17 protein-coding genes and 1 pseudogene are annotated in these 20,176 nt (G+C 69.6%); 6 read left to right on the forward strand and 12 right to left on the reverse strand.

Features of this window, described 5'->3' with window-relative positions; genetic code table 11:
• Positions 1-90: 90 nt before the first annotated feature.
• From LXM64_RS12685 to LXM64_RS12700, 4 genes are read right to left on the reverse strand one after another with little or no spacing between them, the layout of a single operon-like run.
• Complete coding sequence (locus LXM64_RS12685) at positions 91-1,074, reverse strand: arsenic resistance protein (protein ID WP_419144840.1); 984 nt, start codon at positions 1,072-1,074, stop codon at positions 91-93.
• A 19-nt stretch (positions 1,075-1,093) separates the two neighbouring features.
• Complete coding sequence (locus tag LXM64_RS12690; RefSeq protein ID WP_234073510.1) at positions 1,094-2,137, reverse strand: ABC transporter permease; 1,044 nt, start codon at positions 2,135-2,137, stop codon at positions 1,094-1,096.
• The gene (locus tag LXM64_RS12695; RefSeq protein WP_234073511.1) at positions 2,134-3,081 is read right to left on the reverse strand and encodes an ABC transporter ATP-binding protein; all 948 of its coding nucleotides are present in this window, start codon (positions 3,079-3,081) and stop codon (positions 2,134-2,136) included. Before LXM64_RS12695 ends, LXM64_RS12690 begins: the two co-directional genes overlap by 4 nt.
• Positions 3,082-3,122: 41 nt before the next feature.
• Positions 3,123-4,109, reverse strand: coding sequence for a glycerophosphodiester phosphodiesterase family protein (locus LXM64_RS12700; RefSeq protein WP_234073512.1), 987 nt, complete (start codon positions 4,107-4,109; stop codon positions 3,123-3,125).
• A gap of 167 nt (positions 4,110-4,276) precedes the next feature.
• On the opposite strand from LXM64_RS12700, the gene LXM64_RS12705 reads away from it, so the two are divergent.
• On the forward strand, positions 4,277-5,188 hold the full coding sequence (locus LXM64_RS12705) for a Bax inhibitor-1/YccA family membrane protein (RefSeq protein ID WP_234075480.1): 912 nt from the start codon (positions 4,277-4,279) through the stop codon (positions 5,186-5,188).
• Positions 5,189-5,473: 285 nt separating this feature from the next.
• On the opposite strand, the gene LXM64_RS12710 is transcribed toward LXM64_RS12705, so the two are convergent.
• The 6 genes from LXM64_RS12710 to LXM64_RS12735 form a co-directional block, all read right to left on the reverse strand.
• Positions 5,474-6,829: a glycosyltransferase gene (locus tag LXM64_RS12710; RefSeq protein WP_234073513.1), complete on the reverse strand. Its 1,356-nt coding sequence runs from the start codon at positions 6,827-6,829 to the stop codon at positions 5,474-5,476.
• 73 nt (positions 6,830-6,902) lie between these two features.
• Positions 6,903-8,483 carry a glutamine-hydrolyzing GMP synthase gene (gene guaA, locus LXM64_RS12715; RefSeq protein WP_234073514.1) on the reverse strand — a complete coding sequence of 527 codons (1,581 nt, stop codon included), beginning with the start codon at positions 8,481-8,483 and terminating at the stop codon, positions 6,903-6,905.
• The gene (locus LXM64_RS12720; protein WP_234073515.1) at positions 8,480-8,965 is read right to left on the reverse strand and encodes a DUF3817 domain-containing protein; all 486 of its coding nucleotides are present in this window, start codon (positions 8,963-8,965) and stop codon (positions 8,480-8,482) included. Before LXM64_RS12720 ends, guaA begins: the two co-directional genes overlap by 4 nt.
• Before the next feature lie 49 nt (positions 8,966-9,014).
• The gene (locus tag LXM64_RS12725) at positions 9,015-9,848 is read right to left on the reverse strand and encodes an SURF1 family protein (protein WP_234075481.1); all 834 of its coding nucleotides are present in this window, start codon (positions 9,846-9,848) and stop codon (positions 9,015-9,017) included.
• Positions 9,849-9,861: 13 nt separating this feature from the next.
• Positions 9,862-10,977, reverse strand: a complete 1,116-nt coding sequence (locus LXM64_RS12730; RefSeq protein ID WP_137419048.1) for a GuaB3 family IMP dehydrogenase-related protein — start codon at positions 10,975-10,977, stop codon at positions 9,862-9,864.
• A 34-nt stretch (positions 10,978-11,011) separates the two neighbouring features.
• A complete protein-coding gene (locus tag LXM64_RS12735; RefSeq protein ID WP_234073516.1) occupies positions 11,012-11,623 on the reverse strand; it encodes a TetR/AcrR family transcriptional regulator in 612 nt (203 codons plus the stop codon).
• A gap of 79 nt (positions 11,624-11,702) precedes the next feature.
• Between LXM64_RS12735 and LXM64_RS12740 the strand changes: the two genes are divergently transcribed.
• Complete coding sequence (locus LXM64_RS12740; RefSeq protein ID WP_234073517.1) at positions 11,703-13,139, forward strand: MFS transporter; 1,437 nt, start codon at positions 11,703-11,705, stop codon at positions 13,137-13,139.
• 84 nt (positions 13,140-13,223) lie between these two features.
• Here LXM64_RS12740 and LXM64_RS12745 read toward each other — a convergent pair whose 3' ends face one another.
• Both LXM64_RS12745 and guaB read right to left on the reverse strand, forming a co-directional pair.
• Positions 13,224-13,889 (reverse strand): TMEM175 family protein, encoded by a 666-nt coding sequence (locus LXM64_RS12745; RefSeq protein ID WP_234073518.1) that lies wholly within the window; start codon positions 13,887-13,889, stop codon positions 13,224-13,226.
• A gap of 70 nt (positions 13,890-13,959) precedes the next feature.
• On the reverse strand, positions 13,960-15,462 hold the full coding sequence (gene guaB, locus LXM64_RS12750; RefSeq protein WP_137416236.1) for an IMP dehydrogenase: 1,503 nt from the start codon (positions 15,460-15,462) through the stop codon (positions 13,960-13,962).
• Between the two features lie 395 nt (positions 15,463-15,857).
• Here guaB and LXM64_RS12755 point away from each other — a divergent pair, with 395 nt between their 5' ends.
• The 4 genes and pseudogenes from LXM64_RS12755 to LXM64_RS12770 form a co-directional block, all read left to right on the forward strand.
• On the forward strand, positions 15,858-17,225 hold the full coding sequence (locus LXM64_RS12755) for a branched-chain amino acid ABC transporter permease (protein ID WP_234073519.1): 1,368 nt from the start codon (positions 15,858-15,860) through the stop codon (positions 17,223-17,225).
• 3 nt (positions 17,226-17,228) lie between these two features.
• Positions 17,229-18,212, forward strand: a complete 984-nt coding sequence (locus LXM64_RS12760; RefSeq protein WP_234073520.1) for a branched-chain amino acid ABC transporter permease — start codon at positions 17,229-17,231, stop codon at positions 18,210-18,212.
• Positions 18,205-19,215, forward strand: a complete 1,011-nt coding sequence (locus tag LXM64_RS12765) for an ABC transporter ATP-binding protein (RefSeq protein WP_137416234.1) — start codon at positions 18,205-18,207, stop codon at positions 19,213-19,215. Before LXM64_RS12760 ends, LXM64_RS12765 begins: the two co-directional genes overlap by 8 nt.
• Positions 19,212-19,961 (forward strand): annotated as a pseudogene (locus LXM64_RS12770) (ABC transporter ATP-binding protein); the annotation flags it as partial. The gene LXM64_RS12765 and the pseudogene LXM64_RS12770, both read left to right, overlap by 4 nt.
• Positions 19,962-20,176: the final 215 nt, after the last annotated feature.

The raw sequence follows: 20,176 nt of genomic DNA on the forward strand, positions 1-20,176 counted from the left end.
GGCGGTGGGGGCGCGGCGTGCCGCTGCTCTCATCCGAGCACGCCGAGCCCCGTCCGCACCAGCGCGACGACCGTGCGAAATCCGTCGCGGTCAGTGCACGCGGGCCGCTCGCGGCCGGAACAGCGCCACGAGGACGACCATCACGACGAGCTCGACGAGGGTCTGCGTCACGACCACCAGTGGCGCGAGCGACAGGGATGCGGGCAGCGCCAGCGCGAGCGGAAGGACCACGAGGGAGTTGCGCGTCACCCCGCTGAACGTCGTCGCGATCCGTTCGGGTCGCCGCATCCGAGCGATCTTCGCCACGAGCAGCCCCAGGACGGCGGTGATGGCGGCGAACGCGACGAACAGCGGCACGAGGGCCGCGAGGCTGGCGAGGCGCTCCCCCACCGCGTGCACCTGCGAGCCCACGACGACCGCGAGCACGAGCATCATCAGCGGGACCATCGCACCGAGCACACCGGTCTCGAGGATGCGGACGGGTCGCAGCCTGCGCGCGAGCAGCTGGGTGAGGGCGGCGAGCGCGAGCGGCAGCACGATGAGCAACAGGAACGCCTCGACGAACGGGCCGGGCTCGATCCCGCCGACGAGCTCGGGGCCCGCCATGACCCAGAGATAGCCCGGCAGCAGCACGAGCTGCGCGAGCATGAGCAGCGGCGTCGCGGCCAGCAGGCGTTCCCGCGCCCCGCCGGCCAGGTGGGCGAACACGATCACGTAGTCCACGCAGGGGGTCAGCAGCACGAGAAGCACTCCCGCGAGCAGGGCCGCCTCGTGCGCCACGACGCGCGACAGGGCGAAGACGACGATCGGTACGAGCACGAAGTTCAGCACGAGCACCGCGGCGAGAAAGCGCCCGTCGCGCAGCGCCCGTCCGATGCGGGCGAACGGCACCGCGAGGAACGTGGCGTACAGGAGGACCCCCAGCGCGGGCGTGATGGCCGCTTCGAGCGTCGGGGCGATCGCGGGCGCCGTCAGCCCGACGACGACGCCGAGAGCGATGGCGGCCAGATAGAGCACGACCTGGCGGCGCTCCGCCCACTCACCCCATCCGCGCACGACTCCAGCCTGCCGCATCCGCGCGGACGAACGTCGCTCAGGCGACGCGCGTGCCCGGGGGCAGCGACCGCGCCGGCGTCCGCGTGCGGCGGTAGCCGCCCCAGAACAGCAGGCCCGCGACCACAAGTTGCACGCCGAGACCCACGAACCAGCTGGGAGCGAGACCCGCGGTCTGCTCCTCGGTGCTCGGGTAGGGCCGCTCGGGGTTCTCGCAGCCGTCGTTGCGCACCTCGGTCTCCGGCGGGATCTGGGCCATCCGGACGCTCGAGGCGATCTGGCCGAAGAGGTCCCGCGGATACCCGTTGCGGTCGTACACCGTCGGGGTCGCGTCGGCGATCACGACGAACGGGTTGGCGGCGAGAACCCACCACACCCGATCGAAGCGCGGCACCTCGGTCGTGTACGTCTCCCACGGGCTGCACGAGACGACCCCGCCGCTCATGTCGTACTCCGAGCCCCATCGGGATGAGGTGGTCACCTCGGTGCGCGAGGAGATGCCGCCGAGGCCGAACACGATGAGCGTGCCCACCACGAAGGCGGCCATGACCAGGTAGGTCGACGCGACGGAGAACAGCGGACGCGCCAGCAGCGCACTCAGTCCCACGCCGATCGCGGCGAAGATCGCGATCTCCAGGATCAGCACCAGCAGCGACACCGCGAGGGATGCGGGCGCGACGCCGCCGGCGACGGTCGCCGCGATCAGGAACGGCACGGCGACGGCGAGGAACGCGAGGCCGGTGATCCAGGCGGCGAGGAGCTTTCCGAACACGATCTCGGCCGTGGTGGCCCGCGTCACCTGGACGGCGGCGAGTGTCGCCGATTCCCGGTCGCCGTTCACCGCGTTGCCCGCGACCGTCGGGGCGACCAGCAGCACCAGGAGCATGACCATGTAGACGATGACCGAGTAGATCGCACCGCCCGGTCCGTCGCTGCCCGACCACATCCCGAAGGCCAGGAAAGAGAGGACGGTCACGCCGAGCAGGATCACGGCGAAGACGCCCAGCAGCACGTACCAGGCCACCGACCGCACCCGCTGGGTCAGCTCCAGGACGGTGATCGTCCACAGTCTCGACGCGTTCATGCGTCCTCCTCCTCGGATGCGGGGCGGCCACTCGCCGGGCCGGAGAGATCCATGAACGCCTGCTCGAGGCGGCCGACCGCCGGGGCGAACTCGGTCACGGCGATGCCGGCATCCAGGATCGCCCGGAGCCCGTGGGCGGCCTCCGCCTCTCCGGCGAAGCCGACGACGAAGGCGTCCCGGTCTCGACCGATGTCCTGTGGGCGACGCCCGAGCGCCGCGGCGAACGCGACGGGTGTCGGCGGCTCCCCCCACACGCGCAGCCGCCACGGACGCACCGCCGCCGATGCGGTCGGCGCGGCGACGGAGGTACCGTCGCGGAGGAAGACGGCGTCGTCGACGAGTTCCTCGAGTTCGGCCAGGACGTGGCTCGAAACGAGCACGGTGCGTCCCGCAGCGGCGAAACCGCGCAGCAGCCGGCGCAGATCGATGCGCGCCTGCGGATCCAATCCGGATGCCGGCTCGTCCAACAGGAGCACCTGCGGGTCGTGCACCAGGGCGCGGGCGAGACCGAGGCGCTGCTTCTGCCCGCGCGAGAGCACACGGGCCGGTGCGCCCGCGAGCGGCCGGAGACCGACGTGGTCGAGGAGGGCGTCGGCGCGCGCGCCCGCATCCGCCTTCGTCATCCCGTAGAGGCGCCCGGTCATGACGAGCGTCTCGCGCGCCGTCAGCGCACCCCACGCGCCCAGCGCGTCCGGCATCCAGCCGAGGACGCTCCGCGCCGCCGCCGGATCCTCTACGGGGTCGATGCCGTGGATGCTGATCGTGCCGGAATCGGGGCGCAACAGCGACGCGAGCATGAGCAGCAGCGTGGTCTTGCCCGCTCCGTTCGGTCCGACGAGCCCGGTCACGCGCCCCGGCTCGGCGACGAACGTGGCACCCCTCACCGCCTGCACGGAACCGAAGGAACGGGTGACGTCACTCGCGACGATGCCGGTCGAGGTCATGGTTCGACACTAGGGGGCGGTCGGAGCCGCCCGCACGGGTGTCAGCGAAAGAAGGCGACTCCGAGATCGGCGTGATCGACGAAGACCCCGTCGAGCCCCGCCTCGCGCAGCAGGTCCCACTCGCCCTCGTAGTCGCCGAAACGCGCCGGGTCGCTGCCGACGCGGAACTGCCGCGACAGGAAGCGGTTCTCCGGTCGAGCCGTCCAGGTGAACACTCGCAGACCGCGTTCCTGGGCCTCGGACACCACGGAGGCGGGACGCGTGATGCGACCCAGGGCGTTGGGCACGAGGATCAGCTTCTTGTCGAGGCTGATGCCGTCGAACCTGCCCACGAGCGCGTCGAGTCCGCGCGGCGAGACGATGTCGCGGTAGGTCGGCGCGTCCGCGCCGAGGGCGACGAGCAGGTCGACGGGCGAGCCCTCTGCCTCGATCAGGTGGATGTAGGTGCCGGGAACACCGCGTTCGCGGAGCGTGGTGAGCACGGTCGGCTCGAAGGACTCGAAGGTCAGGGGCGCTCCTGCATCCAGCCACCCCGCCTGTGCGAGGTCGCGTTCGAGGAGCGGAACGAGATCGAGCCCGATCGCCTGGAAGTAGGCGGCGTGCTTGATCTCCAAGACGAGGCCGATCGGGCGCGCCGCCGCGCCGATGATCTCGAGCAGGTCGACCAGCCGCAGGATCGGCTCCGAGTCGTCGTGCCTCGCGCTCAGCGGTCGGATGCGGGGCAGTCGCTCACGACAGCGCAGGGTGGACAGCTCGTCCCACGTGAAGTCCTCGGTGAACCAGCCGGTCATCGAGTGGCCGGCGAACTGCTTCGTGCGCTTCAGGTGGGCGAACTCGGCTCGGTCGGCGACGTCCGTGGTGTCGGAGATCTCGTTCTCGTGCCGGATCACCAGCACGCCGTCGCGCGTGGCGACCACATCCGGCTCCAGCGCGTCGACGCCCTGCACGATGGCGAGCTCGTAGGACGAACGGGTGTGCTCGGGCAGATAGCCGGGCGCACCGCGGTGGCCGATCACGAGAGGAGACATCGCGCCCAGGCTAACGGCATCCGCTCGACGCGCATGCCGACAGCGACGTGCTCGTGTCCGGCTCAGAGTTCACTCACAGCGATACCCTCCCCGCCCGCGGAAACACTGGGATATCGTGGGTGCTGCGGCACCGTGCCGCCACCTGACACTGGAGTGTGACCCTGCCGATGGCTTCGTCCAACCCCGCGTTCAACAACCCTGCATTCCAGGACCCGCGTGCCGTGAAGAGCTACCCCGGGGGCTCCAACGCGGCGGGGATCGGTCTGACCCCGCCCCCCGCGTCGACGGTGACGCCCGGTCAGCAGGCCGGCCTCGAGGGCGCGTTCGCCGCCCCGCCGGCCGGTGCCGCCGACACCGGACGCATGACGGTCGAGGACACCGTCCACAAGACGGCGGCGCTTTTCGCCGTGCTCCTGATCGGCGCCGTGGCCGGCTGGTTCGTCACTCTCGGCGGCACGCTGCTGCCGCGTGAGGCCACCACGCTCGTCGTCGCGCCGATGATCATCGGCGCCCTCGTCGGCTTCGTGCTCTCGCTCGTGGTGATCTTCGGCTCGCGCAAGAAGGTGCGCCCCGCGCTCATCTTCGCGTACGCCGCGTTCGAGGGAATCTTCGTCGGCGCGATCTCGGCGTTCTTCGAGGTGCAGTGGCCCGGCATCGTCATCCAGGCGACCCTCGCGACGGTCGCCGTCGTCGGCGTGACCCTGGCCCTCTTCGCGAGCGGCAAGATCCGCGCCTCCAAGCGCGCCACCAAGATCTTCCTGATCGCGATGGTCGGCTACCTCGTGTTCAGCCTGCTGAACGTCGTGCTGATGCTCTTCGGCGTCTTCCCCGCGGGCCAGATGTTCGGCCTGCGCAGCCAGGAGGTCTTCGGTGTTCCGCTCGGTCTGATCCTCGGCGTCTTCGTCGTGATCCTCGCCGCCTACTCGCTGGTGCTCGACTTCGACTCGATCCAGCAGGGCGTGCGCAACGGCGCTCCCCGCCAGTTCGCCTGGATGGGCGGGTTCGGCATCATGGTGACGGTCGTCTGGCTGTACCTGGAGATCCTGCGCATGATCGCGATCCTCCGAGGCAACAACTAACGCTTCCGCGCATCGAAGGGCCGTCCCTCGGGGCGGCCCTTCGTCGTCGCGGGCGGAAGTCCCCCGCCCTGCCGCGCCCGCCCGCCCACCCGGCCCGGCCCGGCCCGGCCCGGCCCGGCCCGGGAACCTTCCCCTGTCGCAGATCGCGCCTCCCGCCTCGATCTGTGACAGGGGAACGGGCGATGACCCGGCTCGCCTGTCCCAGATCGCGCCGCGCGCGTCGATCTGTGACGGGCGAGGCGGGGTGTGGGAGCCCGCGGAGGGCGCCGCGACGACCGGGACGGGTCAGCGCGTCGCGAGGATGCGGCGGACGAGGGCGGCGAGGTCGTCGCGGATGCGGGAGGGTGCGAAGTCGGCGGCACGCTCGAGCGCGATCCGCGCCGCGCGCTCGCGTGCGCCCGGGTTCTGCAGCAGCTCGACGACCGCATCCGCGAACGCGCTCTCGTCGCCGTCGGGTACGAGCACGCCGCCACCCGTGGCGAGCTGGTCGCGCGGACCGTAACGCACGTCGTACGACACCACCGGAACCCCGCGGCTCATGGCCTCGAGCGCCGCGAGTCCCTGCCCCTCGAACGCCGTCGTCTGCACCATGAGCGCCGCGCCGTCGAACAGCGCCGGACCCGCATCGCTGCGTCCCTCGAGCGTGACGGATGCGGCCAGCCCGCGCTCATCGATCAGGCGCTGCAGATCGTCGCGGAGCGCCCCGTCCCCCCAGATCTCGAGCCGCGCATCCGGTACGGCGGCGATCACGCGACTCCATGCCCGGATGGCGTGATCGATGCGCTTGCCCGGGGCGAGACGCCCGAGCAGGACGACGCGGTGCGGGTCGGTCGGTGCCGGCTCATCGACGGCGGAAGGCGCCGCGTTCGGCAGCACGGTCGCCCCCGGATGCGCGCCGAACCGCGCTTCGGCATCGGCGCGCTGCTGCGCGGTCGGCCAGAGAACAGCGTCGAAACGATGCGCGACGGCGAACCACCGGCGCCAGAGATCGTTGACCGGTGCACCCGGACCGTAGGGCGAGGAGAGGTGCGTGGTGTGGATCGTGTGGACGATTCTGACCCCGTGCGGCGGATCCGCCGCGAGCAGTTCGCCGAGCTGACGCGACTCGCAGACCAGGACGATCGGCTGCGCGAGCCCGGCGACCACGTGGGCGAGCCACGCGAGGTAGAGCCCGCCGAACCCCGACAGGATGCGGTCGCCGTCGGGCGCGTGCACGACGACCGCGGCCTTCGTGAGGTGCCAGTCGGAGTCGCCGGCGATCACCGGCAGCGCGAGGAGCGGCCGGCCCGCCGCATCCGGGATCTCTCGGTACGCGACACCGGGTGTGGACGCCCCCGGTGTCGCGGCGTCGAACAGCCACCGGGGATCGGCTGCGGCGTCGTCGAAGAGGTTGCGGAACGCATCGACGGATGCGGCGGCGCCGACGGCGACGAACGCCTCTCGGTGAGCCGCGTGGTCGGTCGGCGTTCCGGGGTCGACACTGAGCAGGTGGACCCGGGCTCCCGCGTCGGCGAGGAGCCGCGCGCGCTGGAGCGTCGCGACCGTGTAGCCGCCGTCGAGTCCGGGGATCAGCCGCGACGTGAGCACGAGCGCGGTCACGCCCTCGAGCGGTACCGCGTCACCCCCGACCGCCTCGTTCACCGCCCGAACGCTCCGAACAGCCTGCTCAAGGGGGTGCGGGACGCCGAAGCGGAGCCGATGACCGGCCCCGAACTCACTCCCACTCGATGGTCCCCGGGGGCTTCGACGTGACGTCGAGAACCACGCGGTTGACGTCGCGCACCTCGTTCGTGATCCGGTTCGAGATCTTCGACAGGACGTCGTACGGCAGACGCGTCCAGTCCGCCGTCATCGCGTCCTCGCTGGAGACGGGGCGCAGCACGATCGGATGCCCATACGTGCGTCCGTCGCCCTGGACACCGACCGAGCGCACGTCGGCCAGCAGCACGACCGGGCACTGCCAGATCTCGCCGTCCAGCCCCGCCTTGGTCAGCTCCGCACGCGCGATGGCGTCGGCGTCCCGCAGAATCTCGAGACGGTCAGCGGTGACCTCACCCACGATGCGGATGCCGAGGCCGGGGCCCGGAAAGGGCTGGCGTGCCACGATCGCCTCCGGGAGGCCGAGATCGCGGCCGATCTGGCGCACCTCGTCCTTGAACAGCGTGCGCAACGGCTCGATGAGCTCGAACTGCAGGTCTTCGGGCAGACCGCCCACGTTGTGGTGGCTCTTGATGTTGGCCGTGCCCGCCCCACCGCCCGACTCCACGACGTCGGGGTAGAGCGTGCCCTGCACGAGGAAGCGGATCGGCTCACCATCGGCCGCCGCCTCGGCGACGAGGTCACGCTCGGCCGCCTCGAAAGCGCGGATGAACTCGCGCCCGATGATCTTCCGCTTCTGCTCGGGGTCGCTCACGCCCTCGAGGGCGGAAAGGAACTGTTCGCGCGCGTCGATGGTGATCAGGCGCACACCGGTCGAGGCGACGTAGTCGTTCTCGACCTGCTCGCGCTCGCCCTTTCGCAGCAGTCCGTGATCGACGAAGATCGCCGTGAGCTTGTCGCCCACGGCCTTGTGCACGAGCGCCGTCGACACCGCGGAGTCGACACCGCCGGACAGCGCCGAGATGACCCGGCCCTCGCCGACCTGCGCGCGGATCTTCTCGACCTGCTCGGCGATGACGTTGCCGCTGTTCCAGTCGGCACCCAGGCCCGCGGCCTTGTGGAGGAAGTTCTCGAGCACGGTCTGGCCGAAATCGGAGTGCTTGACCTCGGGGTGCCACTGCACGCCGTAGAAGCGACGCTCATCGTTCGCGAAGGCGGCGACCGGCGTCGCCGCGGTGCGCGCGAGCACGTCGAAGCCCTCGGGCGCACGGGAGACCTGGTCGCCGTGGCTCATCCAGACGTTCTGCTCGGCCGGGGTGCCGTCGAGCAGCGTCCCCTCGGTGACGATCGTCGCGTCGGTCGCGCCGTACTCGCGCAGCCCCGTGTTCGCAACCTCGCCGCCGAGCGCCTGCGCCATGACCTGGAAGCCGTAGCAGATGCCGAGCGTGGGGACACCGAGATCGAAGACCTCCGTGTCCAGCGCCGGCGCGCCGTCCTCGTACACCGACGACGGCCCACCGGAGAGGATGATGCCCACCGGGTTCTTCGCCGCGATGTCGGCGGCGGATGCGGTGTGCGGCACGATCTCGCTGTAGACGCCGGCTTCGCGCACGCGGCGGGCGATCAACTGCGCGTACTGGGCGCCGAAGTCGACGACCAGGACGGGGCGCTGGGAGGTATCGGTCTGCTCGGTCAACGGCTGCTCTCTGTCGCGTCGGCGGATGCGGGATGAGCCTCGGCGGCTTCACGGACCGCGAGGTAGCGCTTGACGTCACGGGCGACGATCGCCTCCATGACGAAGGAGAGGAAGGGCACGACGCCGCCCGCGGCGAGCAGCAGCAGACGCCAGAGCGGCCACCGCATGAGGCTCCACACTCTGAAGCAGGCGATGAGGTAGACGACGTAGAACCAGCCGTGCACGATGAGGATGCCGAGCGACAGATTGACGCCGTCGCCGGTGGAGATCAGGTCGCCCTCGGGACCCGGCACGACCGGCGCGAACCACAGGAATCCGCCCGATCCGCCGAGGAAGAGCTCGACCGCGAGAGACGGCGTGTACTTCAGGATCATCTCGGTGACCAGCAGGAGCAGGCCGATGCCGGTGATCACGGAGCAGATCTGGTAGAACCGCAGCGCCTTGCGGATCGCCGGGAAGGTGGCGAGTTTCGGGGCGGGCATGGGTCCAGTCTAGTCGGGCGGCAGAGGGCTCGCCCGAGCCCGGCGAGGCTCAGGCCTCGACGGACTGGGGGGCTTCGAGCTCCTCGAGTTCTTCGAGCTCCTTCTCCCACGCATCCTTCGCGAGGCGGTACCAGAGGTAGAAGGCGAAGCCGGCGAAGATCACCCACTCGGCGGCGTAGAAGATGTTGAGCCAGTTCACGGAGGATCCCGCATCCGGCGCGGGTGAGTCGATGTCGGCGAGGCCGCCCATCGGGTCGTCCGCCACGACGAACTGCCGGTAGACGTCGGTGTCGCCGATGTCCTGCCAGCGGCTCAGCAACGCGGCGGGCGACATCCGCGTGATCTCCCACGGATCGCTCTTGGGCGGCGGCACCGGCCCTTCGTCGGCGACGATCCGCCCCGTGAGCGTGACGGCCTCGTTCGGGTCGGTGCTCTTCGCGAGCGTCTCGGCGACCGCATCAGCGTCGTCCCGCGAAGCGGCCCAGCCCACGGCGACTGCGAGCGACGCATCCGGATCGACGGCGCGCAGGTGCGCGGTGACCCAGTATCCCTCGACGCCGCCGTTGTACCGCGAGGCGACCACGACGAAGTCGCTCGGCACGAGAGTGCCGCTGACCTCGACGCGCTGACCGATGAGCGGATCGGTCAGGTACTCCCCGGGAATCGCGACGTCCTGGATCGGCATGACCTGCTCGGTCGCACCCTCCTCCCGCGGCGCCGTGTCGATCGCTCGCGCGAGCTGCCATTGGCCGAGCCACGCGAACACCGCCGCGACGGCGAGGCACAGCAGCAGCATCGCGATCCATCGCCCGCGCAGCATGACCTCCCGCAGGGTGGGCGGGAAGACCTCGGGAAGATCGTCGGATGCGGGTGAGCTCACGATGGAACGGCCGACCTCAGCGTCCGTAGGGCGCAACGACGACCTCGACCCGCTGGAACTCCTTGAGGTCGGAGTATCCCGTGGTGGCCATCGACTTGCGCAGCGCCCCGATCAGGTTCGCGGTGCCGTCGGCGACCGGCGCCGGCCCGTAGAGCACCTCTTCGAGCGAGGCGACCTGCTCGACCTTGACGCGGTTGCCGCGCGGCAGCTTGGTGTGGTGCGCCTCCGGGCCCCAGTGGAAGCCCTGACCCGGAGCATCCGTCGCCCGGGCGAGCGCGACACCGAGCATGACGGCGTCGGCGCCCATGGCGAGCGCCTTGACGATGTCTCCCGACGTGCCCACGCCGCCGTCGGCGATCACGTGGACGTAACGGCCGCCGGACTCGTCCAGGTAGTCGCGGCGCGCGCCGGCGACGTCGGAGACCGCGGTGGCCATCGGAGCGTGGATGCCGAGGGTCGCGCGGGTGGTCGAGGCCGCGCCCCCACCGAAGCCGACCAGCACACCCGCCGCACCCGTGCGCATGAGGTGCAGCGCCGCGGTGTACGTGGCCGCTCCGCCGACGATGACGGGGACGTCGAGGTCGTAGATGAACTTCTTGAGGTTCAGCGGCTGGTCGACGGAGGACACGTGCTCGGCCGAGACGGTCGTGCCGCGGATGACGAAGAGGTCGACGCCGGCAGCGACGACGGTCTCGTACAGATCCTGCGTGCGCTGCGGTGTCAGCGAGCCCGCCACCGTCACACCCGCGGCACGGATCTCCGCGAGTCGGTCACGCACGAGCTCGGGCTTGATCGGCTCTGCGTACAGCTCCTGCATCCGGCGCGTCGCGTCGACGGACGAGAGCGTCGCGATCTCTGCCAAGAGGGGCTCCGGGTCGTCGTAGCGCGTCCACAGGCCCTCGAGATCGAGCACGCCCAGCCCGCCGAGCTGGCCGAGCATGATCGCGGTGCGGGGACTCACCACGGAGTCCATGGGAGCACCGAGCACCGGGATGTCGAACGAGAAGGCGTCGATGGTCCAGGAGGTCGAGACGTCCTCCGGGTTGCGCGTACGACGCGAGGGAACCACGGCGATGTCGTCGAAGGTGTATGCGCGCCGGGCCCGCTTGGCGCGGCCGATCTCGATGTCCATGCTCACCCCACCAGCCTAGCCGCCACCGCGGACGTCACCACGGCTCGTCCACGCGCGGGGCGAGGGCGAGCACGGTTGCCTTCTCCGTGGGGAAACACGCCGAGAACAGGTCGGTGATCCGCGGATCGACCTCGGCCGCGTCGGCGAGTCGCAGACCGATCATCGTGTTCAGCATCATCCCCTGCGCCAGGAACGCCTGCGCCCGCTCCGCCGGGAAGCCCAGATCGCGCAGATACGCCCACACCCGCGCGAAGCCGTCGCGCGCCCGCGGACCGATGACCGGGTGGGAGCCGAGGAGGAACGCGTGCGAGAGGGTCTGATGAAGACCTCGCACACTGAGCAGACCGATGTACTCGTGGCCCATCCGCGCCTCGATCTCATCGTCGAGGCCCTCGCCCGCCGCGCGCTGGAAGGCCTCGAACAACAGCAGGAGCGTCTCATCCAGCGCGGCGAGGAAGAGCTGTTCCTTCGTGCCGAACAGCCGCACGACATAGGGCTGCGAAACGTCCGCCGCACGCGCGATGTCATCCGTCGTCGTGCCGACATACCCCTTGGCGCCGAACACGGCGATCGCCGCCGTGAGGATCAGCGCCCGGCGCTCGTCCGAACTCAGGCGCTTCTTGGACGTCATCGTTCCGGAAGCCATGTTGACATGTTATCAGTCGATAACTACAGTCGCCTCAGCTTAGTAATCATTCGATTACAACAGGAAAGGACGACTCTCCATGTCGAGTCCCTCACGCCCGTTCGCCCTCGTCGTCGCCGCGACATCGCTTCCGATGTTCATGGCGACGCTCGACAACCTCGTCATGACCAATGCCCTGCCGGTCCTCCACACCGAGCTCGGCGCGAGCGTCGAGCAGTTGCAGTGGTTCGTCAATGCGTACACGCTCGCCTTCGCATCGACGATCCTTCTGGCCGCCGCCCTCGGCGACCGGCTCGGCCGGCGGTCCGTCTTCCTCGTCGGAATCGCGGTCTTCGGGATCGGGTCGGTGCTCGCGGCCCTCAGCACAGACCCGACGCAGCTCACCGTCGCCAGAGCCGTCCAGGGCTTCGGCGGCGCGGGCGTCCTCCCCCTCTCCCTCGCCCTGCTCTCCGGCGGAGTGTCCCCGGAGCGACGTCCGCTCGCCATCGGAATCTGGGGCGGGGTCTCCGGACTCGGCGTCGCCGTCGGGCCGCTCGTGGGCGGTGCCGTCATGGAGGGCTGGAACTGGCAGGCCATCTTCTGGCTGAACGTGCCCGTCGCCATCGTCGCGATCCCCCTCGCCCTCGCCGCGCTCCGCAACGACCGCGGCGAGCGCGCGCGCATCGACGTCGTCGGCACACTCGTGTCCGGCGTGGGCGTGCTCGCTCTCGTCCACGCGATCGTCCGCGGCAACGACGATGGATGGGGCTCCGCATCCGTCGTCGCCGAGATCGCCGCGGCCGCCGCCCTCATCGTGTTCTTCCTCGTCTGGCAGTCGCGCGTGAAGGCTCCGCTCATGCCGCTCCGGCTCTATCGCGACCGCTCGTTCACGCTGACCAACATCGTGGGCTTCGCGTTCAGCTTCGGCACCTTCGGCGCGGTCTTCCTACTCATCCAGTACATGCAGGTCGCACAGGGCTCGTCTCCGCTCGAAGCCGCGCTGCAGACCACGCCGTGGACCATCGCCCCGATGTTCGTCGCGCCGCTCGCGGGCATCTTCTCAGGACGCATCGGCACGCGCGCGCTCATGGTGGCGGGACTCGCCCTCCAGGCCGTGGCGCTCACCTGGATCGCCACGATCCTGTCGACGTCGCTCGGCTACCCCTCGCTGATCGCACCGTTCCTGCTCGCCGGAATCGGCATGGGACTCGTGTTCGCCCCCTCGGCGACGGCGCTGCTCGCCACCCTCGGGCTCGTCGATCACGCCAAGGCGTCCGGAGTGAACTCGACCCTTCGCGAGATCGGCGTGGCGCTGGGCACCGCCGTCATGACCGCGATCTTCGTGGGCGCGGGCGGTCAGCTCCTGCCCGATGCCTACGTGGATGCGGCCCGGCCCGCCGTCTACGTCGGGGCCGCCGTGCTGGTCGTCGCCGCCGTCGCGGCCCTCTGGCTGCCTGCCGGCCGCTCACCGCGCCACACCGCTGAGACCGAGTCCGCATCCGCGTCCGCGCGCGACGAGGTCGGGGTCGGGGTCTGAACACGGACCGGACTCCTGCACGACGCGTCCTTCCGGCACCGAACCCGGGGAATCAGGCGCTGCTGCAGGAGTTCGGTCGCGCCGTCACGCGGCGGCGGCGCCGTCCGGCGGCCCGCCTCGTTCCGCCGTGGCACGCGAGCGCGACAGCAGGCGCGTGAGCGGACCGTCGGCGAGGAACAGCAGGAAGGCGAGCGAACCGGCCAGCGGGCTGAAGGCGACGACACCGGCGGAGATGATCAGGGCACTGAGCGCTCCGCCGCCCTGGATGCGGGCCTCGGAGAGCGGGAAGTCGGGCATCGACCGGTCGCGGGTGTGCATCGCCCACGCCCACTGCGCCCAGCTGCATCCGATCGCCAGGAGGAAGTTGATCGGCAGCAGCATGCGCCCGAGCGTCAGATCGGCGAACTCGTTGTTGATGGTGGACGTGAACGGCACGAGCACGATGAAGAACAGCCGCGCCGAGTTGATCCACGTGCCGAGCGTGTCGATGCGGGAGATGTGCTCGAACTGCTCGACGTGCGCCCGCCACATGAGGCTCAGGATGAGGAAGCTGACCAGGAAGGTGAAGAAGGGCTGTGACATCCCGACCAGCGCCGCCCACAGGTCGGCATCGGAGCGCACCCCGTCGAAGGTGCGGGCGGTGAGATCCAGCACCAGCAGGGTCGCCGCGATCGCGAACACGCCATCGGTGTAGGCCTCGAGCCGCCGCGTCGAGACGGTCGCCTCGGGGTGCTGACGTCGCCGGATCACGAGCGTCAGCGTAGCGTCGGCAAGCGAAACGCCGCACCCCGTCGGGATGCGGCGTTCCGAGCGCGTTCGATCAGCGCTTGTAGTTGGGGGCCTCGACCACGATCTGCACGTCGTGCGGGTGCGACTCCTTGAGACCTGCCGGGGTGATCCGCACGAAGCGGCCCTTCGCCTTGAGCTCCTCGACGGTGCGCGCACCGACGTAGAACATCGACTGCCGCAGACCTCCCACGAGCTGGTAGGCCACAGCGGACAGCGGCCCGCGGTAGGCGACCTGACCCTCGATGCCCTCGGGGATCAGCTTGTCGTCGTTCGGGACATCCGCCTGGAAGTAGCGGTCTTTGGAGTACGAGGTCTTCTTGCCGCGCGTCTGCAGCGCGCCCAGCGATCCCATGCCGCGGTACAGCTTGAACTGCTTGCCGCCCTGGAACACGATCTCGCCCGGCGACTCGTCGGTGCCGGCGAGGAGCGATCCCAGCATCACCGTGTCCGCGCCCGCGACGAGGGCCTTCGCGATGTCGCCCGAGTACTGCAGGCCGCCATCGGCGATCACCGGCACGCCGGCCTCGCGGGCGGCCTGGAAGGCCTCCCAGATCGCCGTGACCTGCGGCACGCCGACGCCCGCGACGATGCGGGTCGTGCAGATCGAGCCCGGACCGACGCCGACCTTGACCGCATCCACGCCGGCGTCGATGAGCGCCTGCGCGCCCTCGCGCGTCGCGACGTTGCCGCCGATCACGTCGATGTCCGCGAAGGAGGGATCGGCCTTGATGCGACGGACCATGTCGATGACCCCGGCCGACTGCCCGTTGGCGGTGTCGACGACGAGCACGTCCACGCCGGCGTCGCGCAGCGCCTCGGCACGCTCCCAGGCGTCGCCGAAGAAGCCGATGGCGGCGCCGACGCGCAGGCGTCCCTGGTCGTCCTTCGTCGCGAGCGGGTACTTCTCGCTCTTGTCGAAGTCCTTGATCGTGATGAGGCCGGCGAGCTTGCCCTCCTCATCGATCAGAGGCAGCTTCTCGACCCGGTGCTTCGCGAACGCGGCGATCACATCGCCGGCGCTGACGCCGACGGGAGCGGTGATGAGGTTCTCGCTCGTCATCACGTCGCGGACGTAGGTCGTGCGGCGCTCGAAGCCGGAGACGAAACGCATGTCGCGGTTCGTGATGATGCCGACGAGATGCCCCTCCTCGTCGACGACGGGCAGACCCGAGATGCGGTACTGCGCACAGAGGGCGTCGACCTCTTCCACCGTGGCGTCGGGAGTGGTGGTGACGGGATCGGAGATCATGCCCGACTCGCTGCGCTTGACGCGGTCGACCATCGCGGCCTGATCGGCGATGGAGGCATTGCGGTGCAGGATGCCGAGGCCGCCCTCGCGGGCGATCGCGATCGCCATGCGCGCCTCGGTGACGGTGTCCATCGCGGCCGAGATCAGCGGTGTCGCCACCGTGATGCGGCGGGTCACGCGCGATGAGGTGTCGGCCTCGCTGGGGATGACATCGGTGTGCCCGGGAAGCAGCAGGATGTCGTCATAGGTCAGTCCGACGAAGCCGAACGGGTCGTGGTTTTCCATCGCGCTCTCCTCCCCCGCCGGCACTCGCGGATGCGGCGGGTCGCCTTAGACGTCAGACGCGGGAGCAGGCCTCTCAGCCCGGCCGATCGCGGCCGGAGCGAGGGTTTCCCGTCGTCTGTCGATTGTAAGCGGCCACGGATGCGGATTGTTCCCGCATCCCCTCTCGCGCGCCCCCGCCCGCGAGCTCCTGCCTCTCCACAGGGGCGAGGGACGGCGGGACGGCCGATTGCGGATTACGTAGGCTCAGACGGCACCCGGTGACGGAATCCGTCGACGAGGCGATCGTGGCCGGGGCGTGTCCTCGCTGAAACACGACGGACACAATACGCTCGTAGCGTCGTCGTCATTGCCGATGCCGACCGCATCCTGGGTGCGTGTCCCCGACTGGAGGTTCCGTGGTTTCCACCACTGCGACCGAGAGACGATCCCTACCCGGGATTCTTCTCCTCTTCGCCGCGCTCATCGTCGCGCTGCTGACCTTTATCCCCACCGCGGCTCACGCCGAGACGACCGATGACGAGAGCGCGATGCAGACCGAGGTCTGCGCCCCCAGCGCCACCGTCGGCTGCCTCTCCGGCACGCTGCGCGACGCCGGCAAGGGAGTCGTGGTCTCGGCCACCGGCCCCGGCGGCACCGTCTCCACCGAGACCGACGACGACGGCCGCTGGTCGCTGAGCGTCGAGCAGCCCGGTGAGTACTCGGTCACGGTCGACGCCGACACGCTCCCCGAGGGCGTCACCCTGAGAAGCGACGAGCCGCAGGTTCGGAGCGTGACGCTCGGCGCCAACACCGCCGCACTGTTCTCGCTCGAGAGCTCGGGCGGCGACACGGGCGACGGCGGTGGGACCTCCGGCGGCAGCGCGAGCGCGGACACCGGATTCAACTGGGACCGTCTCGCTCAGCAGGCGGCGTCCGGCCTCCGACTCGGACTGCTCCTCGCACTCGCCGCGGTGGGTCTCTCTCTGATCTACGGCACGACCGGCATCTCGAACTTCGCCCACGGCGAGCTCGTCACCCTCGGCGGTCTCCTCGCGTTCGTCTTCGCGAACCTGCTGGGGCTCAACATCTGGCTCGCCGGCCTCATCGTCATCGTCCTGTGCGCCGCGTTCGGCTACACGCAGGATCTCGCGATCTGGAAACCGCTGCGCAAGAAGAGGCTCTCGCTGACGCAGCTCATGATCGTGACGATCGGTATGTCGCTGGCACTGCAGTACGTGTTCCAGTTCTTCATCGGCGCATCGACCGTGCGCATCGTGATGGCCAACCCGAAGCCGGTGCAGATCGGTCCGGTCTCACTCAGCCAGGACTCGCTGATCGCCATGGGCATCGCCGTCGTCGTCCTCGTCGCGGTCGGCCTCTTCCTGGTCAAGACCCGCGTCGGTCGGGCCACCCGCGCCGTGAGCGACAACCCGGCACTGGCCGCCGCATCCGGCATCAACGTCGACGGTGTGATCCGCCTGATCTGGACCGCATCCGCGGCGCTGGCGGGCCTCGCCGGCATCCTGCTCGGTCTCGTTCTCAACGGCATCAACTGGATGACGGGCATGCAGCTGCTGCTCCTGCTCTTCTCCGCAGTGACCCTCGGCGGCCTCGGAACCGCCTTCGGCGCCCTCTTCGGCGCCCTCATCATCGGCATGACGGTCGAGTTGACGAACATCTGGCTGCCGGGCGACTTCAAGTACGCGACCGCCCTGCTGCTGCTGATCCTGCTGCTGCTGGTGCGACCTCAGGGTCTGTTCGGTCGCAAGGAACGGGTGGGCTGACACATGGAATTCCTGAACCTGCTCACACAGATGGCGGCAAGCGCCATCTCGCCCGCGACGGCCGCCTTCGCCATCGCCGCGATCGGCCTGAACATCCACTTCGGCTATACGGGTCTGCTCAACATGGGCCAGGCCGGCTTCATGCTGCTCGGCGCCTACGGATTCGCCGTGTCGATCGGCGCGGGCCTCGGATTCTGGCCCTCGTTGCTGATCGCGATCATCGTGGTCGTCATCTTCAGCCTCATCCTCGGTATCCCCACGCTGAAGCTGCGCGGCGACTACCTCGCCATCGTCACGATCTCGGCCGCCGAGATCGTGCGCATGGTCGGACGCTCCTCGATCATGGGTCCCATCACCGGCGGCTCGAACGGTCTCCCCGGTGCGACCTACCGCGACCCGTTCAACGAGCTGTCGTTCCTGCCGGACGGCTCCACCACCATCCTCTGGTTCACGTACGAGAACAACGGCGTGAGCGGATGGTGGATCCGCCTCGTGGCCTGGGCGCTGGTGGGGATCTTCCTGGTCCTCGTGTGGCTGCTCATGCGCAGCCCGTGGGGACGTGTGCTCAAGGGCATCCGTGAGGACGAGGATGCCGTGCGCAGCCTCGGCAAGAGCGCCTACTCCTACAAGATGCAGGCGCTGGTGCTCGGCGGCGTGCTCGGCGCCTTCGCCGGGATCATCTACGTCCTCCCGTCCTCGGTCCAGCCGGACGCACTGGGACGCTCCACGACGTTCTTCATCTGGACCGCGCTCCTGCTGGGCGGCGCCGCGACCATCTTCGGACCCGTGCTGGGCTCGATCCTGTTCTTCGCGGTGCGCATCTTCATCCAGGGGGTCACCGACATCGTCGTGCCCGACTCGATCATGTCCACCCAGCAGACCGATCAGTTCTCGTGGATCGTGATCGGCATCGCGCTGATGCTCCTGGTGATCTTCCGACCACAGGGCATCCTCGGCAGCAAGAAGGAGCTGAGCTTCAATGTCTGAGCCGATCACGGCGGCCCAGGCGGCCGCACAGGAGAGCCTGTCGCGTGTTGCGCAGACGCCCGGCGCGCCCAAGCCCGACCCGATCCTCGTCGTCGACAACATCATCCGCCGGTTCGGCGGCATGACGGCCGTCGACGTCGATCACCTCGAGGTGCAGCGTGGCGCCATCACGGCGCTCATCGGCCCCAACGGCGCGGGCAAGACGACGTTCTTCAACCTCATCACCGGCTTCGACAAGCCGACGAGCGCGAAGCGCGCCTTCGGGGGCCCGCCCGCCGACAAGGCGGCCAGATGGTCGTTCGACGGCCGCACCCTCGGCAGCACGGCCGCTTCCAAGGTCGCCCGCAGCGGCATGGTGCGCACCTTCCAGCTCACCAAAGCCCTCTCACGCATGACGGTGCTCGACAACATGTTGCTCGGCGCCCGCGACCAGCCCGGCGAGAACATGGCCGTCGCCCTCATCCCCGCGCTCTGGCGCAAGCGGGAGAAGGAGATCACCGAGAAGGCCATGGATCTCCTGCAGCGCTTCAAGCTGTACGAGAAGCGGGAAGATCTCGCGGGCTCCCTCTCGGGCGGACAGAAGAAGCTGCTCGAGATGGCGCGTGCGCTCATGAGCGACCCGAAGATGATCATGCTCGACGAGCCCATGGCGGGGGTGAACCCCGCACTCACGCAATCGCTGCTGGGCCACATCCAGGCCCTGCGTGACGACGGCACCACGGTGCTGTTCGTCGAGCACGACATGCACATGGTGCGTCACATCTCCGACTGGGTCGTGGTGATGGCGCAGGGCGCCATCGTCGCCGAGGGCCCGGCAGGCGAGGTCATGAATCAGCAGGCGGTCGTGGACGCGTACCTCGGTGCGCACCACGACACCGACCTCGGTGACGACTCGCTGCTCGATACCTCGGTCATCCAACAGCTCGAAGCCGAGGCGGAGGCCGCGGACGCGGCGGCCGAGCGGCAGATCGACGAGGCGCTCGGAAAGGAGCACCGTTCATGACGAACGCGACCGAACCGGTCCTCGTCGCGAAGGACCTGCACGCCGGCTACCTGCCGGGGGTCAACATCCTCAACGGCGTGAACATCGTCGCCCACCCGGGTGAGCTCATCGGCATCATCGGCCCCAACGGCGCCGGCAAGTCGACGTTCCTGAAGGCGGTGTTCGGTCAGGTCTCGATCCGTGGCGGCTCCGTCACGCTGAAGGGAACCGACATCACCGGCTGGAAGCCCAACAAGCTGGTCTCGACCGGTGTGGGCTTCGTGCCGCAGACGAACAACGTGTTCCCCTCGCTGACGATCGAGGAGAACCTGCAGATGGGGATCTACCAGAAGCCGCGCAAGTTCCGGGAGCAGCTCGACAAGATCTTCGAGATCTTCCCGGTGCTCGCCGACCGTCGCGATCAGCGCGCCGGCTCTCTGTCAGGCGGCGAGCGCCAGTCCGTCGCGATGGCGCGCGCGCTCATGATGGACCCCTCGGTGCTGCTGCTCGACGAGCCCTCGGCAGGCCTGTCGCCCGTCCGCCAGGACGAGACGTTCATCCGCACCCGCCGCATCAACAAGGCGGGCGTGAGCGTGATCATGGTCGAGCAGAATGCGCGCCGCTGCCTGCAGATCTGCGACCGCGCGTACGTGCTCGACCAGGGACGCGACGCCTACACGGGCACGGGACGCGAGCTCGCCAACGACCCGAAGGTCATCCAGCTCTACCTCGGCACGCTCGCAGCCGACGTGGATGCCGACAAATCCGCATCCGCTGCCCCGGTCGCATCCGCGACCGCGGAGCCGGCTCCCGCGGGAACGGTGAGCCCCGATGAGCAGGTTCCGACGTCGGTGACGGCCGGCTCGAGCGCGGCGGAAGACCTGCCGCCGGGAGCCGAGCCCATGTCGGACCCGGGCGTCGAGCCCGACGCCGGCAAGGCCTGAGACCCGCGCGGCGCCCCACGCCGCCGCCACGCTCCGAA

The organism is Microbacterium binotii, from assembly GCF_021398715.1.
GTDB lineage: Bacteria > Actinomycetota > Actinomycetes > Actinomycetales > Microbacteriaceae > Microbacterium > Microbacterium binotii_A.

Bases quoted from the DNA above. Each gene is read 5' to 3' on its own strand.
- LXM64_RS12760 (WP_234073520.1), top strand. From the start codon at position 17,229: ATGGAATTCCTGAACCTGCTCACACAGATGGCGGCAAGCGCCATCTCG.
- LXM64_RS12720 (WP_234073515.1), bottom strand. From the start codon at position 8,965: ATGCCCGCCCCGAAACTCGCCACCTTCCCGGCGATCCGCAAGGCGCTG.
- guaB (WP_137416236.1), bottom strand. From the start codon at position 15,462: ATGGAAAACCACGACCCGTTCGGCTTCGTCGGACTGACCTATGACGAC.
- LXM64_RS12685 (WP_419144840.1), bottom strand. From the start codon at position 1,074: ATGCGGCAGGCTGGAGTCGTGCGCGGATGGGGTGAGTGGGCGGAGCGC.
- LXM64_RS12740 (WP_234073517.1), top strand. From the start codon at position 11,703: ATGTCGAGTCCCTCACGCCCGTTCGCCCTCGTCGTCGCCGCGACATCG.
- LXM64_RS12695 (WP_234073511.1), bottom strand. From the start codon at position 3,081: ATGACCTCGACCGGCATCGTCGCGAGTGACGTCACCCGTTCCTTCGGT.
- LXM64_RS12705 (WP_234075480.1), top strand. From the start codon at position 4,277: ATGGCTTCGTCCAACCCCGCGTTCAACAACCCTGCATTCCAGGACCCG.
- LXM64_RS12690 (WP_234073510.1), bottom strand. From the start codon at position 2,137: ATGAACGCGTCGAGACTGTGGACGATCACCGTCCTGGAGCTGACCCAG.
- LXM64_RS12765 (WP_137416234.1), top strand. From the start codon at position 18,205: ATGTCTGAGCCGATCACGGCGGCCCAGGCGGCCGCACAGGAGAGCCTG.
- LXM64_RS12700 (WP_234073512.1), bottom strand. From the start codon at position 4,109: ATGTCTCCTCTCGTGATCGGCCACCGCGGTGCGCCCGGCTATCTGCCC.
- LXM64_RS12730 (WP_137419048.1), bottom strand. From the start codon at position 10,977: ATGGACATCGAGATCGGCCGCGCCAAGCGGGCCCGGCGCGCATACACC.
- LXM64_RS12735 (WP_234073516.1), bottom strand. From the start codon at position 11,623: ATGGCTTCCGGAACGATGACGTCCAAGAAGCGCCTGAGTTCGGACGAG.